Raw genomic sequence first — 16,536 nt, 5'->3', positions numbered from 1 at the left:
GCGAGGGTAATGACCCGCATTAGCCCGGCTTCAGTATGCTGATAGCACCTTCAGCGCCCACCCTGCAGGTGGGCGGGTTCGAGCCCCTGTTCACGCAAGCGTTTGTACAGGGTGGTGCGGCTGATGCCGAGCAGGCGTGCCAGCGATGAGATATTGCCGCCACAGCTGTGCAGCAGGTTGGCCAGGTCCGTGGCAGGGGCGGGTGGCGGGCAAGCGCGAGGTGTGCCAGCCTGGGCAAGGAAACACGCTGAAAAGTGTTCGGTGCCGATGGGCTGGCTGCCAGCGAGGGCCAGCGCCACCTGCACTACGCTGTTGAGCTGGCGCAGGTTACCTGGCCAGGGGTGGTGCAACAGCAGGTCGAGTATGTGCGGGGGCAGTTGCCGGGGTTGCCCGGGGGCGAGGTGCCGGGCGTGCACCTGCTCAATCAGCGCGCGCCGATCACTGCGTTCGCGCAAGGCGGGCAACACCAGGGTCAACCCGGCCACGCGGTAGTAGAGGTCCTCGCGAAACTGCCCGTTGCGCACGGCTTCGGCCAGGTCGCGGTTGCTGGCCGAAACCACGCGGATGTCCACGGTCACCGGCTCACCGCTGCCCAATGGCTGGATGCTGCGCGATTGCAGCACACGCAGCAGCCGGGCTTGGGTCGGCAGCGGCATGTCGCCGATTTCGTCGAGAAACAAGATGCCGTGGTCGGCCTTGCGGATCAGCCCGGGGTTGCCCTTGTGGTGGGCGCCGGTAAAGGCCCCTTTGTCATAGCCGAACAGCTCCGACTCGACCAGCTCGGCGGGGATCGCCGCGCAGTTGACTGCAATCAGCGGCTGCCCGGCGCGGCGGCTGGCGCGGTGCAGGGCCTCGACGAAGACTTCCTTGCCAACCCCGGTTTCGCCCTGGATCAACACCGGAATGTCTTTTTCCAGTAACAGGCTGGCCTGGGCCAGGGCGTTGTCCATACGTGGGTCGACAGGGCCAGGGGCCGGGCGCTTGGGGCTGTGGCGCGGCGCTTGCCACTGGCAGTGGAAGCGGTGGCGCCCGGCGGCCTGCAAGGCGAAGGGTTGTTGCGGCGGCTGGGCTAGCAACTGCTGCAACGGGACTTGGAACAGTTGCTCGAGGTTTTGCCGCAGCGGGTTGTCGCCGAGCAGGCTGTCGGCCCGGTGATTGGCCGCAATGACCTGGCCGCGCTCATCGAACACCAACAAGCCCGCCCAGGGGCTGTCGAGGTTGTCGGAGGCGCTGTTGAACAGCAGTTGGGCGTGGTGGTCGGCATGCTGCGCCAGTATCAAACGGTTCTCCAGGCTCTGGCCCATCATCCGTACCAGGCCGAGCGTCTGGCTGGCAGGCAAGTACCCGTCGCTGGCCACATCGAGCGCGCCGACCAGCTGCCGTTCGCCATCGAACACCGGCGCCGCAGCGCTGCACAGGTAGCGGTTCTGGCGCAGGAAGTGTTCATCCTGGCCCACATGAATTGCCTCGGCGCAGACCAGCGCCGTGCCGAGTGCGTTGGTGCCCACACCGCGCTCGTGCCAGTGCGCGCCGGCACTGAAGCCGTGGCGCTGGCGCGGGTCGACGAAGCGCCGCGAACCCCAGCTGTCGAGCAGGCAGCCACCGGCGTCGGCCAGCATCACCAGGTAGCTGGCGTTGCCCAGCAGGTGTGCGTACTGCGGCAGCACCTCTTCGCGTGTCAGGCGCAGCAGGGCCTGGCGGCGCTCCAGCAGGGCGCTCAGTTCGGCCGGCGGCAGGCAATCGAAATCGGGTGGGCTTTGCGGTTGCAGGCCGTGGTCGCGACAACGCGCCCAGGATGCCTGGATCAGTTGGGCATGCGGCGAAGCGGATGCGGCCATGGGCCTGTCCTGTGTGATTGTTGTTATCAGCCGACCGCTGTTCAGTGTTGTCCACCGTTGTTCATTGTCAAACCTTCGCGTGTTCAGTTGTGCAGCGAATGTGTTCAGCTGTGAACAGGCCATGGCTGACCTTGCGCGGTGAAGGCGCGCGGCAGAGCGTTCAGGCCGGGCTGGCACGAAACTCGCTCTGCCCAGCGGACAACAATCCTAAAAAGGCCACGCCATGTCCTTGGTGCTGGAGCAGGTCAGCCGCAGTGTCGATAACCAGGCCTGCATCGTCGATGCGTCCCTGCGTTTCGAGCCGGGTTCGTTCAACGTTTTGCTCGGCCGCACCCTGGCCGGCAAGACCAGCCTGATGCGCCTGATGGCCGGGCTCGACCGCCCGGACCTAGGCCGTGTGCTGCTGGACGGCAACGATGTCACCGGGGTGCCGGTGCGCCTGCGTAACGTATCGATGGTGTATCAGCAGTTCATCAACTACCCGACCTTGAGCGTGTACGAAAACATCGCCTCCCCCCTGCGCCAGGCGCGCCTGGCCGAAGCGGAAATTCGCCGGCGGGTGCAGGAAACCGCCGAGATGCTGCGCATCGAAGCCTACCTGCAGCGGTTGCCGCTGGAGCTGTCCGGCGGCCAGCAGCAACGCACGGCGATGGCCCGGGCGCTGGTCAAGGACGCCTCGCTGATCCTGTTCGATGAGCCCTTGGTCAACCTCGATTACAAGCTGCGCGAAGGCCTGCGCCAAGAGCTGCGGGCGTTGTTTGCGGCGCGTAATTGCATTGCCGTGTACGCCACCACCGAGCCCAACGAAGCGCTGGCGCTGGGCGGCACCACGACGATCCTGCATGAGGGGCGCATCGTGCAGAGCGGCCCGACCGCTGCGGTCTATCAGCAACCCAGCAGCGTGCTGGCCGCCGAGCTGTTTTCCGAGCCGCCGATCAACCTGGTGCCTGGGCGCATCGCCGGCAACGAGGTGAGCCTGGCGCAGGCGGTACACTTTGCCCGCAATGCCGACCTGCAGCGCCTGGGCGATGGCGACTACCGCTTTGGCGTGCGGCCCAGCCACATCACCCTGGTGCCGACCCATGATGATGACCTGGAGCTGGCGGTGCTGGTGGAGCTGGCCGAGATCAGTGGCTCGGAAACCTTCCTCCACGTGCGCAATGAACACTGGCGGATGACCCTGCACCTGCCGGGTGTGCACGAGTACCAGGTGGACACCCCGATCCGCGTGTTCATCCCCACGCACAAGCTGTTTGTCTTCGACGCTGCCGGAGCCTTGGTGCAGGCTCCAGGCGTGCGTCAGGCGAGGAGTCGCTGATGGCCGAGATCCGCCTGCGCCAGCTGGCGCACAGTTACAGCCGTCAACCGACCTCGGAGGCGGACTACGCCCTGCACGCGCTGGAGCATGTGTGGGAGCAAGGCGGCGCCTATGCCTTGCTCGGGCCTTCCGGGTGCGGCAAGTCGACCTTGCTCAATATCATTTCGGGGCTGCTTACGCCCTCCCATGGCGACGTGCTGTTCGACGGCAAGCCCGTGAACGCGCTGTCGCCGCAGGCGCGCAACATCGCCCAGGTGTTTCAGTTTCCGGTGGTGTACGACACCATGACGGTGTTCGACAACCTGGCCTTCCCCCTGCGAAACCAGGGCGTGGACGAGGGCAGGGTGCGTGCCCGGGTCGAAGAGATCGCCGAGGTACTCGACCTGTCCGCTGTGCTGAAAAAGAAGGCGCGCAACCTCAGCGCCGACGAGAAGCAGAAGGTTTCGATGGGCCGTGGCCTGGTGCGCGATGACGTGTCTGCGATCCTCTTCGACGAGCCGTTGACGGTGATCGATCCGCACCTGAAGTGGAAGCTGCGGCGCAAGCTCAAGCAGATCCATGAGCAGTTCAACATCACCATGATCTACGTCACCCACGACCAGTTGGAGGCTTCGACCTTCGCTGACAAGATCGCGGTGATGCACGGCGGGCGCATCGTCCAGTTCGGCACCCCGCGCGAGTTGTTCGAGCGCCCGCGGCACACCTTTGTCGGCTACTTCATTGGCAGCCCCGGCATGAACTTCATCGACGTGCGTGCCGAGGCCGATGGCGTCAGCTTTGATGGCTTGCACCTGACGCTGCCCGAGGGCCTGCGCGAACGCATGGCGGCAACCGCCGGCGGGCGCCTGCAAGTGGGCATCCGGCCGGAGTTCGTGCAGCTTTGGGACGGCCCGCTCGACAACGCGTTTGCCGTGCAGGTGCTGGATATCGAAGACCTGGGCACCTACCGCATCGTCACCTTCCAGCTCGGCAGCGCCACGCTCAAGGCGCGCCTGGGCGAGGATCGCCCGCTGCCGGCGGGGCAGGCCTGGGTCACCCTGCCGAGCCAGTGGCTGATGCTGTATGTCGACGATGTACTGCTGGAGGCCGGACCATGAACAAGGTGCGCAACAACAAGGCGTGGTGGCTGGTACTGCCGGTGTTCGTGCTGGTGGCGTTCAGCGCCGTGGTGCCGATGATGACCGTGGTCAACTATTCGGTGCAGGACATCTTCGACCAGTCCAACCGCTATTTCGTCGGTGCCGACTGGTACCGCCAGGTGTTGCGCGACCCGGCCTTGCACGATGCCTTGCTGCGCCAGTTCATCTATTCCGGTTGCGTGCTGTTGATCGAAATTCCACTGGGCATCGCCATCGCCCTGACAATGCCGACCAAGGGGCGCATGGCCTCGGTCTGCCTGATCGTGATGGCTATTCCGCTGCTCATTCCCTGGAACGTGGTCGGCACCATCTGGCAAATCTTCGGCCGCGCCGACATCGGCCTGCTCGGTGCCACGCTGGCCAAGCTTGGGGTCAACTACAACTATGCCGGCGACCCGTTCGATGCTTGGCTCACGGTGCTGGTGATGGACGTCTGGCACTGGACGTCGCTGGTGGCGCTGCTGTGTTATTCGGGCCTGCGCGCCATCCCGGATGTCTATTACCAGGCTGCCCGCATCGACCGAGCTTCGGCCTGGGCAGTGTTCCGCCATATCCAGCTGCCAAAGCTGAAGAACGTGCTGCTGATTGCAGTGATGCTGCGTTTCATGGACAGCTTCATGATCTACACCGAGCCGTTCGTGCTGACCGGTGGTGGGCCTGGCAACGCCACCACCTTCCTCAGCCAGACCCTCACGCGCATGGCGGTAGGGCAGTTCGACCTGGGGCCGGCCGCGGCGTTTTCGCTGGTGTACTTCCTGATCATCCTGCTGGTGTCGTGGCTGTTCTATACCGCCATGACGCACGCCGACAAGGACTAGGCCATGAGCGCGCGCAAAGCAGTGCCACTGTTGCTGTACTTCTTCTTCCTGCTGGTGCCGATCTACTGGCTGCTGAACATGTCGTTCAAGAGCAACACCGAAATCCTTGGCGGCCTGACCTTGTGGCCGCAGGCATTCACGCTGGACAACTACCGGGTGATCTTTACCGATGCGAGCTGGTACAGCGGCTATATCAACTCCCTGTACTACGTGTGCCTGAACACAGTCATTTCGCTGGCGGTGGCGTTGCCGGCGGCCTATGCCTTCTCGCGCTATCGCTTCCTCGGCGACCGTCATCTGTTTTTCTGGTTGCTGACCAACCGCATGGCACCGCCGGCGGTGTTCCTGCTGCCGTTTTTCCAGCTGTATTCCTCGATTGGCCTGTTCGACACGCACATTGCCGTGGCGCTGGCCCACTGCCTGTTCAACGTGCCGCTGGCGGTGTGGATTCTTGAAGGCTTCATGTCGGGGGTGCCGAAAGAGATCGACGAAACGGCCTACATCGACGGGTACAGCTTCCCGCGCTTCTTCGTGAAGATCTTCATCCCGCTGATCGGCTCCGGCATCGGTGTGACGGCGTTTTTCTGCTTCATGTTTTCCTGGGTCGAACTGCTGCTGGCGCGCACCCTGACTTCGGTGAACGCCAAACCTATCGCAGCGGTGATGACCCGAACCGTGTCCGCTTCGGGGATCGACTGGGGCGTGCTGGCGGCGGCCGGGGTGTTGACCATCCTGCCCGGCATGCTGGTGATCTGGTTTGTCCGCAACCATGTCGCCAAGGGCTTTGCCCTCGGCCGAGTGTGAGGAGGGGAGCACATGGAATGGATGGCCTGGACCTTGCCCACGGCGCTGTTCTTCGCGGCCGTCGGCGTGCTGCTGTTGTGCATGACCCTGCTTGAACTGCGCCGCCCCTGCGTGGAGCGGCGCGGCTTCCTGCCGATCGTCACCAGCCGTGGCGACCGGTTGTTCATCGGCCTGCTGGCCAGCGCCTACCTGCACTTGCTGGTAGTCGGGGTCAGCGACTGGCCTTTGTGGGTGGCCTCGCTGCTGTCGCTGGGCTGGCTCGTGGTGGTGTTGCGCTGGGGCTGAGCGACGGCTCCGGGAATAACTCAATCGGGAGATCACAATGTTCCACAACAATCACAAACGGCGACATTTGACCCTGGCCGCGTTGCTGGTGCTGGCCAGCGTGCACGGGATGGCGTGGGCCGACCAGTACGAAGACGCGGCGAACAAGTGGATCGGCAGTGAGTTCAAACCGTCGACCCTGACCCCAGAGCAGCAGTTGGCCGAACTCAAGTGGTTCATCAAGGCTGCCGAACCGTTTCGTGGGATGAAGATCAACGTGGTGTCGGAAACCATCACCACCCATGAATACGAGTCCAAGGTGCTGGCCAAGGCATTCAGCGAGATCACCGGCATCCAGCTGACCCACGACCTGCTGCAGGAAGGCGACGTGGTGGAGAAGCTGCAGACACAGATGCAGTCGGACAAGAACATTTATGACGGCTGGGTCAACGATTCGGACCTGATCGGCACGCACTTTCGTTATGGCAAGGTCGAGTCGATCACCGACCTGATGGCCAACGAGGGCAAGGCCTACACGTCGCCGACGCTGGACTTGAAAGACTTCATCGGCATCTCCTTCACCACCGCGCCGGATGGCAAGGTCTACCAACTGCCTGACCAGCAGTTCGCCAACCTTTACTGGTTCCGTGCCGACTGGTTCGAGCGGCCTGAGCTAAAAGCCAAGTTCAAGGAAAAGTACGGCTATGAACTGGGCGTGCCGGTGAACTGGTCAGCCTACGAGGACATCGCCCAGTTCTTCACCGAAGACGTCAAGGAAATCGACGGCAAGCGCGTGTACGGCCACATGGACTACGGCAAGAAAGACCCCTCGCTGGGGTGGCGCTTCACCGATGCCTGGTTCTCGATGGCCGGTGGTGGCGACAAAGGCCTGCCCAATGGTTTGCCAGTGGACGAGTGGGGGATTCGCGTCGAGGACTGCCACCCGGTGGGCTCGAGCGTTACCCGAGGCGGTGACACAAACGGCCCCGCGGCGGTCTATGCGACGCAGAAGTACGTGGACTGGATGCGTGCCTACGCGCCCAAGGAAGCCCAGGGCATGACCTTCTCTGAGGCGGGCCCGGTGCCGGCCCAAGGCAACATTGCCCAGCAGATCTTCTGGTACACGGCTTTTACCGCCGACATGACCAAACCCGGCTTGCCGGTGGTCAATGCCGACGGCACGCCGAAGTGGCGCATGGCGCCGTCGCCGAAAGGGCCGTATTGGGAGGAGGGGATGAAGTTGGGCTATCAGGACACGGGGTCGTGGACCTTCTTCAAATCCACCCCGGAGAAGCAACGCCTGGCCGCCTGGTTGTATGCGCAGTTCGTAACTTCCAAGACCGTTTCGCTGAAAAAGACCATCGTCGGCCTGACGCCGATTCGTGAGTCGGACATCAACTCCCAGGCCATGACGGACCTGGCGCCCAAGCTGGGTGGGTTGGTGGAGTTCTACCGCAGCCCGGCGCGGGTGCAATGGACGCCCACCGGCACCAATGTGCCTGACTACCCGCGGCTGGCGCAGTTGTGGTGGAGCCATATCGCCGAAGTGGCCAGTGGCGAAAAGACCCCGCAGGAGGCGCTGGATGGCCTGGCCCGCGATCAGGACCGCATGATGGAACGGCTGCAGCGTTCCAACGCACAGGCGACCTGTGCACCGAAGCTCAATCCGGAAAAGGATGCCCAGTATTGGTATGACCAGCCGGGTGCGCCGAAGCCGAAGCTGGCCAACGAGAAGCCCAAGGGCGAGACGGTGAGCTACACCGAGTTGCTGAAGTCGTGGGAGGCAGCGCGCAAGTAATCGGCTGATGACCGCGTTGGCCTTTTCGCGGGGCAAGCCCGCTCCCACAGGTTCATCGCTGTCTTGAAGCCAGGTGCCGAACTTGTGGGAGCGGGCTTGCCCCGCGAAGAGGCCGGTGCAGCAAGCCGAAAACCTTCAGGCAAAAAAAACGGCACCTGCAGAAGGTGCCGTTTTTATTTCACGCCTTGTTACTTATGCAGCTCTTCTGCCGCATACAGCGTGTTTTCCAGCAAGCACGCCCGGGTCATCGGCCCGACACCACCGGGCACCGGGGTGATCCAGCCCGCGCGCGGCAGGGCGGTCTCGTAGACCACATCGCCGACCAGCTTGCCGTCTTCCTGGCGGTTGATGCCCACGTCGATGACGATGGCGCCTTCCTTGACCCACTCACCCTTGACCAGCCCCGGCTTGCCGGCGGCCACGACCACCAAGTCGGCACGGCCAACGTGGCCGGCCAGGTCCTTGGTGAAGCGGTGGCAGACAGTGACGGTGCAGCCGGCCAGCAGCAGTTCCATGGCCATGGGGCGGCCGACGATGTTGGACGCGCCGACGATCACTGCGTTCATGCCGTACAGGTCCTGACCGGTGCTTTCGAGCAGGGTCATGATGCCTTTGGGCGTGCACGGGCGCAGCAGCGGGATGCGCTGGGCCAGGCGACCGATGTTGTAAGGGTGGAAGCCATCGACATCCTTGTCCGGACGAATACGCTCGAGCAGCAGCGAGGCGTCCAGGTGCGCGGGCAGCGGCAGCTGCAGCAGGATACCGTCGACAGCCGGGTCATCATTGAGGCGGTCGATCAGGTCGGTCAGGGTTTGCTGCGTGGTTTCGCTGGGCAGGTCGAACGCCTGGGAAATGAAGCCGACCTCTTCACAGTCCTTGCGTTTGTGCGAGACATAGACTTGGGAGGCGGGGTCGGTGCCGACCAGGATCACAGCCAGGCCTGGGGTGCGCAGGCCTTGCTGGCGACGCTCCACGACACGTTGAGCGATCTGCTGGCGCAGGCTGGCGGCGATCGCCTTGCCATCGATTAGGTGTGCAGTCATAGACGCGTGATTAACCATCGAGAAGGAAACAATAAAGAGGGCACATTCTCGCACGACACGGCCCGAGGGCAAAGGCGGGTGGTCGGGCAAATCCCCTAACCCCTTAAATAATTTAAATTTTTTTGAGAAAGATGTTGACGACCCTGCGCCTCGACTATAACATTCGCCGCACTTGTCGGGCACTGCCTAGCACTGGTTGGCAAAGTCGGGCAGAATGAATGGTTTAGCGGTTCTCTGCTAAAGCATCGTTCGGTTAGGCTGATCGCTTATGCGCCCGTAGCTCAGCTGGATAGAGCATCCGCCTTCTAAGCGGATGGTCGCAGGTTCGAGTCCTGCCGGGTGCGCCATCAGGCAGCTTAGGCAAGCAAGTAGATGTACCGCAATATGGTGGGCGTAGCTCAGTTGGTAGAGCGCCGGATTGTGATTCCGGTTGTCGTGGGTTCGATTCCCATCGTCCACCCCATATTTTACAGAGGCGCCTTGATAGTATCTGGCGCCTTTGTTTTAAGCGTTACGCGGACGTGGTGAAATTGGTAGACACACTGGATTTAGGTTCCAGCGGCGCAAGCTGTAAGAGTTCGAGTCTCTTCGTCCGCACCATGCTTCTGTAAGGTTGTACCGCAACACCGCAATATGGTGGGCGTAGCTCAGTTGGTAGAGCGCCGGATTGTGATTCCGGTTGTCGTGGGTTCGATTCCCATCGTCCACCCCATATTTTTTCAAAGGCGCCTTGATCGTAAGATCGGGCGCCTTTGTTTTTTTTGTGTTGCGAAAAAGCCGCTGATTGCGGCTTTTTTTGTGGGTTTTTGGGGTGAAGTGTTCAATTTGGGCCTTGCAATCCTCTGGTGACACCCCAATAAAAGCTGATAGATTTCAGCCGGTTGAAGCACCGGCCAAGAGGTCGGCAGAGGATAACCCCATGATTGCAAAAGAAGCCCGTCAGGCCCTGGCGCTGCAGCGCTTCGCCGAAGCCAATCCGCAACTGCTCGAAGAAATCCGCGAGTTGGATGCGCGTGAGCAAGCTCAGCAGATCGAGTGGGCGTTCGAAGATGCGGCGCAGGAGCAGGGCATCGAGCCTTGGGAGCTGGCGCTGCAACTGATCGCCGAAAGCCCTGAGCAACTGCAGGCCATGCGCCTGGAGACCCATCGCGAGGTCGCTGAGGCGCTGGGCATGGCGTGGGAAGAGTACTGCCAGTTCAACGAGATCGACCCTCAATAAAGGAAGCGATTTCGTAGGCTGCAGTTGTTTGACAAGTTATTACGGTTGCGCGTCGCCAAAGGCGCTACGCAGCCTCAATTGAAAGGGGCTCGGCGGTAAGCCGTGCGGGCCTTGCAAGTTAATCGACCGGCGTGGTTTCCCGTCGTCCCGAGTGGGGTGACTTCTGCTGCGCGACTCACTAGAATGCTTGCCCTTGATTCTGGAGTCGGGCTAACGCCGGCTAACGTCTGTGCAACGAGGAATATCCATGCAAGTTTCTGTTGAAAACACTTCCGCTCTCGAGCGCCGCATGACCATCGCCGTCCCGGCCGAGCGCGTCGAGACCGAAGTCAACAAGCGTCTGCAACAGACTGCCCGTCGTGCCAAGGTTGCAGGCTTCCGTCCTGGCAAGGTACCGATGAGCGTGATCCGTCAGCGTTTCGAAGCTGACGCCCGTCAGGAAGTGTTCGGTGATCTGGTCCAGTCTTCGTTCTACGAAGCCGTGGTCGAGCAGAAGCTGAACCCGGCCGGCGCTCCAGCCGTCGAGCCGAAGTCCTTCGAAAAGGGCAAGGACCTGGAATTTGTCGCAATCTTCGAAGTGTTCCCAGAGTTCACCGTTGCTGGCCTGGAGTCGATCAACGTCGAGCGCCTGAGCGCCGAAGTGGCTGATGCCGACCTGGACAACATGCTGGAAGTCCTGCGCAAGCAGAACACCCGCTTCGAAGAAGTTGATCGCGCCGCGCAGAACGACGACCAGGTCAACATCGACTTCGTCGGCAAGGTCGACGGTGAAGTGTTCGCTGGCGGTTCGGCCAAGGGCACCCAACTGGTTCTGGGCTCCGGCCGCATGATCCCAGGCTTCGAAGAAGGCCTGGTTGGCGCCAAGGCTGGCGAAGAGCGCGTTGTCAACGTGACCTTCCCAGAGGACTATCAGAACCTGGACCTGGCCGGCAAGGCCGCTGAGTTCACCATCACTGTCAACAGCGTTTCGGCCCCTGCGCTGCCTGAGCTGAACGAAGCCTTCTTCGCTCAGTTCGGCATCAAGGAATCGACCCTGGAAGGCTTCCGCGCCGAAGTTCGCAAGAACATGGAGCGTGAACTGCGTCAGGCAATCAAGGCCAAGGTCAAGAACCAGGTCATGGACGGTCTGCTGGCTGCCAACCCGATCGAAGTGCCAAAAGCCCTGCTGGAAAACGAAGTCAACCGTCTGCGCGTGCAGGCTGTTCAGCAGTTCGGTGGCAACATCAAGCCTGAGCAACTGCCAGCTGAGCTGTTCGAAGAGCAAGCCAAGCGCCGTGTGGTCCTGGGCCTGATCGTCGCTGAAGTGGTCAAGCAGTTCGAACTGAAGCCAGACGAAGGCAAGGTTCGCGAAATGATCGAAGAAATGGCTTCGGCTTACCAAGAGCCTGAGCAGGTCATCTCCTGGTACTACAAGAACGACCAGCAACTGAACGAAGTCCGTTCGGTTGTGCTGGAAGAACAAGTTGTAGATACTGTTCTGCAGAAAGCGACTGTGACCGACAAGTCGGTCTCGTACGAAGAAGCCGTAAAACCAGCCCAGGCACCTGCCGAAGCCGAGTAATACGCTACTCTCGTAGGAAACCCCCACAAGCCAGCCTTCGCGCTGGCTTGTGCGTATTCAAGCCATGACTATTTGGGAGTGAGCGCAGGACATGTCCCGCAATTCTTATATTCAGCAGAGCTCTGACATCCAGGCCGCAGGCGGCCTGGTCCCGATGGTTATCGAGCAGTCCGCCCGTGGCGAACGCGCTTACGACATCTACTCGCGCCTGTTGAAGGAGCGTGTGATTTTCCTGGTTGGCCCGGTAGAGGATTACATGGCCAACCTCGTCGTTGCGCAGATGCTGTTCCTCGAAGCGGAAAACCCGGACAAGGATATCCATCTGTACATCAACTCGCCCGGTGGCTCGGTCACCGCTGGCATGTCGATCTACGACACCATGCAGTTCATCAAGCCGGATGTTTCGACCATCTGCATCGGCCAGGCCTGCAGCATGGGCGCGTTCCTGCTGACTGCCGGTGCCAAAGGCAAGCGTCACTGCCTGCCGAACTCGCGCGTTATGATTCACCAGCCGCTGGGCGGCTTCCAGGGCCAGGCTACCGATATCGAGATCCATGCCCAGGAAATCCTCAATATCAAGGCGCGTCTGAACGAGCTGCTGGCCTACCACACTGGCCAGGATCTGGAGACCATCAAGCGCGACACCGAGCGTGACAACTTCATGAGCGCCTCGCGCGCGGCCGAGTACGGCCTGATCGACTCGGTATACGACAAGCGGCAACTGGCCTCCTGATCCCAGGGGCCAGAGCAGGTGGGTGCCGAAAGCGCCTACCTGCGGACTTGAAAAAGCCCGCAATTGCCTTCATCTTGTGTTGCAAGCCTACCGGATTGGATCGATCGAATGACTGACACCCGTAACGGCGAGGACAGCGGCAAATTGCTCTATTGCTCCTTCTGCGGCAAAAGCCAGCACGAAGTGCGCAAATTGATTGCCGGGCCCTCGGTATTTATCTGCGACGAGTGCGTCGACCTGTGCAACGACATCATCCGTGAGGAGGTGCAGGAAGCCCAGGCCGAGAGCAGCGCGCACAAATTGCCTTCGCCGAAAGAAATCAGCGGCATCCTGGACCAGTACGTGATTGGTCAGGAGCGCGCTAAGAAGGTGCTGGCCGTAGCGGTATACAACCACTACAAGCGCCTTAACCAGCGTGACAAGAAGGGCGACGAAGTCGAACTCGGCAAGAGTAACATCCTGCTCATCGGGCCTACTGGCTCGGGCAAGACCCTGCTCGCCGAAACCCTTGCACGCCTGTTGAACGTACCGTTCACCATTGCCGATGCCACCACCCTGACCGAAGCCGGTTATGTGGGTGAGGACGTCGAGAACATCATTCAGAAACTGCTGCAGAAGTGCGACTACGACGTGGAAAAGGCCCAGATGGGCATTGTCTACATCGACGAAATCGACAAGATTTCGCGCAAGTCGGATAACCCGTCCATCACCCGTGACGTCTCGGGCGAAGGCGTGCAGCAGGCGCTGTTGAAGCTGATCGAAGGCACCGTTGCTTCGGTTCCACCGCAAGGTGGGCGCAAGCACCCGCAACAGGAATTCCTGCAGGTTGATACCCGCAACATCCTGTTCATTTGCGGTGGCGCGTTCTCTGGCCTGGAAAAGGTCATCCAGAACCGCTCCACCAAGGGTGGCATCGGCTTCAGTGCAGAAGTACGTAGCAAGGAAGAAGGCAAGAAAGTTGGCGAGTCCTTGCGTGAAGTCGAGCCGGACGATCTGGTCAAGTTTGGCCTGATCCCAGAGTTCGTTGGCCGTTTGCCAGTACTGGCGACGCTCGATGAGCTGGACGAGGCTGCGTTGATGCAGATCCTCACCGAGCCGAAAAACGCACTGACCAAGCAGTATGCCAAGCTGTTCGAGATGGAAAGCGTCGACCTCGAGTTCCGCAGCGATGCGCTCAAGGCCGTTGCTCGCAAGGCTCTGGAGCGCAAGACGGGCGCCCGTGGCCTGCGTTCCATCCTCGAAGGCGTGCTGCTCGACACCATGTACGAGATTCCTTCGCAGAAGGATGTCAGCAAGGTGGTGATCGATGAGAGCGTCATCGAAGGGACTTCGCAGCCGCTGATGATCTACGAGAACAGCGAGCCGCAAGCCAAGGCCGCACCCGACGCCTGATTCAGGTGATGCTTGGGTGATGGTTGCAAGCAAGAAAGGGGCCTACGGGCCCCTTTCTGCTTTTCCTGCGCAAGCGCTTGTAATTTCCCAAGCGTGCCCCCACATTAGGTCCAAGCATCATTTCCACCGGTTTCCGGCCATCAAGGCCGCTGTTAGAGGCGAAATCATGAAGACCACCCTCGACTTGCCTCTTTTGCCATTGCGCGATGTCGTTGTTTACCCGCACATGGTCATCCCGCTGTTTGTGGGGCGCGAAAAATCCATTGAAGCCCTAGAGGCCGCGATGACGGGCGAGAAGCAGATTCTGCTGCTGGCCCAGAAAAACCCAGCCGATGACGATCCAGGCGAAGATGCCTTGTACCGCGTCGGCACCGTTGCCACCGTACTGCAATTGCTGAAGCTGCCTGATGGCACCGTCAAGGTGCTGGTAGAGGGCGAGCAGCGTGGCGCGGTAGAGCGCTTCACGGAAGAGGAAGGGCACATCCGTGCCGAAGTCTCCCTGATCGACGAAGTCGACGCCGCCGAGCGCGAGTCGGAGGTCTTCGTGCGCACGTTGCTGTCGCAGTTCGAGCAGTACGTGCAGCTGGGCAAAAAAGTCCCTGCTGAAGTGCTGTCCTCGTTGAACAGCATCGAAGAGCCTGGGCGCCTGGTCGATACCATGGCCGCGCACATGGCGCTGAAAATCGAGCAGAAGCAGGAAATCCTCGAGATTGTCGACCTGGCGACCCGCGTCGAGCACGTGTTGGCGTTGCTGGATGCCGAGATCGACCTGTTGCAGGTCGAGAAGCGCATCCGTGGTCGGGTCAAGAAGCAGATGGAGCGCAGCCAGCGCGAGTACTACCTGAATGAGCAGATGAAGGCCATTCAGAAAGAGCTCGGCGATGGCGACGAAGGCCACAACGAAGTCGAAGAGCTGAAAAAGCGCATCGAAGCCGCTGGCCTGCCCAAAGATGCCCTGACCAAGGCCCAGGCCGAGCTGAACAAGCTCAAGCAGATGTCGCCGATGTCGGCCGAGGCTACGGTGGTTCGCTCCTACCTCGACTGGCTCGTGCAGGTGCCGTGGAAGGCCCAGAGCAAGGTGCGCCTGGACCTGACCAAGGCCGAGGAAATCCTCGATGCCGACCACTATGGCCTGGAAGAGGTCAAGGAACGCATTCTCGAATACCTTGCCGTGCAAAAGCGCGTCAAGAAAATCCGCGGCCCGGTGCTGTGCCTGGTCGGCCCGCCTGGCGTCGGTAAAACCTCGCTGGCCGAGTCGATTGCCGCTGCTACCAACCGCAAGTTCGTGCGCATGGCCCTCGGCGGTGTGCGTGACGAGGCCGAGATTCGTGGCCACCGTCGTACCTACATTGGCTCCATGCCAGGTCGTCTGATCCAGAAGATGACAAAGGTTGGCGTGCGTAACCCGCTGTTCCTGCTCGACGAAATCGACAAGATGGGCAGCGACATGCGCGGCGACCCTGCCTCGGCGCTGCTCGAAGTGCTCGACCCTGAGCAGAACCACAACTTCAACGACCACTACCTGGAAGTCGACTACGACCTCTCGGACGTGATGTTCCTGTGCACCTCCAACTCGATGAACATCCCCCCAGCGCTGCTGGACCGGATGGAAGTCATCCGTCTGCCGGGCTACACCGAAGACGAGAAGATCAACATCGCAGTCAAGTACCTGGTGCCCAAGCAGGTCAAAGCAAACGGCTTGAAAAAGGAAGAGCTCGAGGTCGACATCTCGGCGATCCGCGACATTATTCGCTACTACACCCGCGAAGCCGGTGTGCGGGGCCTGGAGCGGCAAATTGCCAAGGTCTGCCGCAAGGTGGTCAAGGAACATACCGGCCAGAAGCAGGTCAAGGTCAAGGTGTCCAGCGAGCAGCTCGAGCACTTGCTGGGCGTGCGCAAGTTCCGCTACGGCCTCGCCGAGCAGCAGGACCAGATCGGCCAGGTGACCGGCTTGGCATGGACCCAGGTGGGCGGCGAGTTGTTGACCATCGAGGCCGTGGTCATCCCTGGCAAGGGCCAACTGATCAAGACAGGGTCCCTGGGCGATGTCATGGTCGAGTCGATCACTGCCGCGCAGACCGTGGTACGCAGCCGCGCCCGCAGCCTGGGCATCGCAGCCGACTTCCACGAGAAGCACGATGTGCACATCCACATGCCTGAAGGCGCTACGCCGAAGGATGGCCCGAGTGCCGGTGTTGGCATGTGCACCGCGCTGGTGTCGGCGCTGACGCAGATTCCGGTGCGTGCCGATGTGGCCATGACCGGCGAGATCACCCTGCGTGGCCAGGTGCTGGCCATTGGTGGGCTGAAGGAAAAACTGCTGGCGGCACACCGTGGTGGTATCAAGACGGTGATCATTCCCGAGGAGAATGTTCGCGATTTGAAGGAGATTCCGGAAAATATCAAACAGGATCTTCAGATCAAACCGGTCAAATGGATTGACGAAGTCCTGCAAATTGCGCTGCAATACGCCCCGGAGCCCTTGCCAGATGTGGCTCCGGAGATTGTCGCGAAGGAAGAGAAGCGCGACAGCGACGCGAAGGAAAGAATCAGCACGCATTAGTAGTTTTTGGCTGGGGGGCTTTCCTTGACAGTTTTTTCGGGGCCTT

The 16,536-nt window shown here is 61.2% G+C and carries 13 protein-coding genes and 4 tRNA genes; 15 read left to right on the top strand and 2 right to left on the bottom strand.

Going from position 1 to position 16,536, the window contains the following annotated elements:
- Positions 1 to 50: 50 nt before the first annotated feature.
- Entirely contained in the window at positions 51 to 1,838 is a 1,788-nt protein-coding gene (locus HU764_RS17155) for a sigma-54-dependent Fis family transcriptional regulator (RefSeq protein ID WP_186704200.1), read from the bottom strand.
- Positions 1,839 to 2,061: 223 nt separating this feature from the next.
- On the opposite strand from HU764_RS17155, the gene HU764_RS17150 reads away from it, so the two are divergent.
- Genes HU764_RS17150 through HU764_RS17125 form a run of 6 tightly spaced genes read left to right on the top strand, consistent with a single transcriptional unit; the run spans position 2,062 to position 7,979 of the window.
- A complete protein-coding gene (locus HU764_RS17150; protein ID WP_186683112.1) occupies positions 2,062 to 3,156 on the top strand; it encodes an ABC transporter ATP-binding protein in 1,095 nt (364 codons plus the stop codon).
- Positions 3,156 to 4,253, top strand: coding sequence for an ABC transporter ATP-binding protein (locus tag HU764_RS17145; protein ID WP_186683110.1), 1,098 nt, complete (start codon positions 3,156 to 3,158; stop codon positions 4,251 to 4,253). Before HU764_RS17150 ends, HU764_RS17145 begins: the two co-directional genes overlap by 1 nt.
- Positions 4,250 to 5,113 (top strand): carbohydrate ABC transporter permease, encoded by an 864-nt coding sequence (locus HU764_RS17140; protein WP_099453466.1) that lies wholly within the window; start codon positions 4,250 to 4,252, stop codon positions 5,111 to 5,113. The genes HU764_RS17145 and HU764_RS17140 overlap by 4 nt, the downstream gene beginning before the upstream one ends.
- A gap of 3 nt (positions 5,114 to 5,116) precedes the next feature.
- Positions 5,117 to 5,917 (top strand): carbohydrate ABC transporter permease, encoded by an 801-nt coding sequence (locus HU764_RS17135; RefSeq protein WP_027593960.1) that lies wholly within the window; start codon positions 5,117 to 5,119, stop codon positions 5,915 to 5,917.
- A gap of 12 nt (positions 5,918 to 5,929) precedes the next feature.
- Positions 5,930 to 6,202 (top strand): DUF2160 domain-containing protein, encoded by a 273-nt coding sequence (locus HU764_RS17130; protein WP_186704199.1) that lies wholly within the window; start codon positions 5,930 to 5,932, stop codon positions 6,200 to 6,202.
- Positions 6,203 to 6,239: 37 nt separating this feature from the next.
- A complete protein-coding gene (locus tag HU764_RS17125) occupies positions 6,240 to 7,979 on the top strand; it encodes an ABC transporter substrate-binding protein (protein ID WP_027593958.1) in 1,740 nt (579 codons plus the stop codon).
- 188 nt (positions 7,980 to 8,167) lie between these two features.
- Here the strand turns inward: HU764_RS17125 and folD are convergent, their stop codons facing one another.
- On the bottom strand, positions 8,168 to 9,022 hold the full coding sequence (folD, locus tag HU764_RS17120) for a bifunctional methylenetetrahydrofolate dehydrogenase/methenyltetrahydrofolate cyclohydrolase FolD (RefSeq protein WP_027593957.1): 855 nt from the start codon (positions 9,020 to 9,022) through the stop codon (positions 8,168 to 8,170).
- A 270-nt stretch (positions 9,023 to 9,292) separates the two neighbouring features.
- Between folD and HU764_RS17115 the strand changes: the two genes are divergently transcribed.
- The 9 genes from HU764_RS17115 to lon all read left to right on the top strand — a co-directional run bounded on the left by HU764_RS17115 (position 9,293) and on the right by lon (position 16,490).
- Positions 9,293 to 9,369 (top strand) — tRNA-Arg (locus HU764_RS17115).
- A gap of 40 nt (positions 9,370 to 9,409) precedes the next feature.
- A tRNA-His gene (locus tag HU764_RS17110) sits at positions 9,410 to 9,485 on the top strand.
- Between the two features lie 52 nt (positions 9,486 to 9,537).
- Positions 9,538 to 9,622, top strand: a tRNA-Leu gene (locus tag HU764_RS17105).
- A gap of 36 nt (positions 9,623 to 9,658) precedes the next feature.
- A tRNA-His gene (locus HU764_RS17100) sits at positions 9,659 to 9,734 on the top strand.
- Positions 9,735 to 9,941: 207 nt separating this feature from the next.
- Entirely contained in the window at positions 9,942 to 10,241 is a 300-nt protein-coding gene (locus HU764_RS17095; protein WP_099453469.1) for a DUF6388 family protein, read from the top strand.
- A 247-nt stretch (positions 10,242 to 10,488) separates the two neighbouring features.
- Positions 10,489 to 11,802, top strand: coding sequence for a trigger factor (gene tig / locus HU764_RS17090; protein ID WP_085273229.1), 1,314 nt, complete (start codon positions 10,489 to 10,491; stop codon positions 11,800 to 11,802).
- Between the two features lie 91 nt (positions 11,803 to 11,893).
- A complete protein-coding gene (gene clpP / locus HU764_RS17085) occupies positions 11,894 to 12,535 on the top strand; it encodes an ATP-dependent Clp endopeptidase proteolytic subunit ClpP (protein ID WP_027593952.1) in 642 nt (213 codons plus the stop codon).
- A 108-nt stretch (positions 12,536 to 12,643) separates the two neighbouring features.
- A complete protein-coding gene (gene clpX / locus HU764_RS17080; RefSeq protein ID WP_033699106.1) occupies positions 12,644 to 13,927 on the top strand; it encodes an ATP-dependent Clp protease ATP-binding subunit ClpX in 1,284 nt (427 codons plus the stop codon).
- 166 nt (positions 13,928 to 14,093) lie between these two features.
- On the top strand, positions 14,094 to 16,490 hold the full coding sequence (lon, locus tag HU764_RS17075) for an endopeptidase La (RefSeq protein WP_186679027.1): 2,397 nt from the start codon (positions 14,094 to 14,096) through the stop codon (positions 16,488 to 16,490).
- Positions 16,491 to 16,536 lie beyond the last annotated feature (46 nt).

The sequence above is a fragment of the Pseudomonas kermanshahensis genome, from assembly GCF_014269205.2.
Classification (GTDB): domain Bacteria; phylum Pseudomonadota; class Gammaproteobacteria; order Pseudomonadales; family Pseudomonadaceae; genus Aquipseudomonas; species Aquipseudomonas kermanshahensis.
This window is presented reverse-complemented; position numbering and strand designations above follow the sequence as displayed.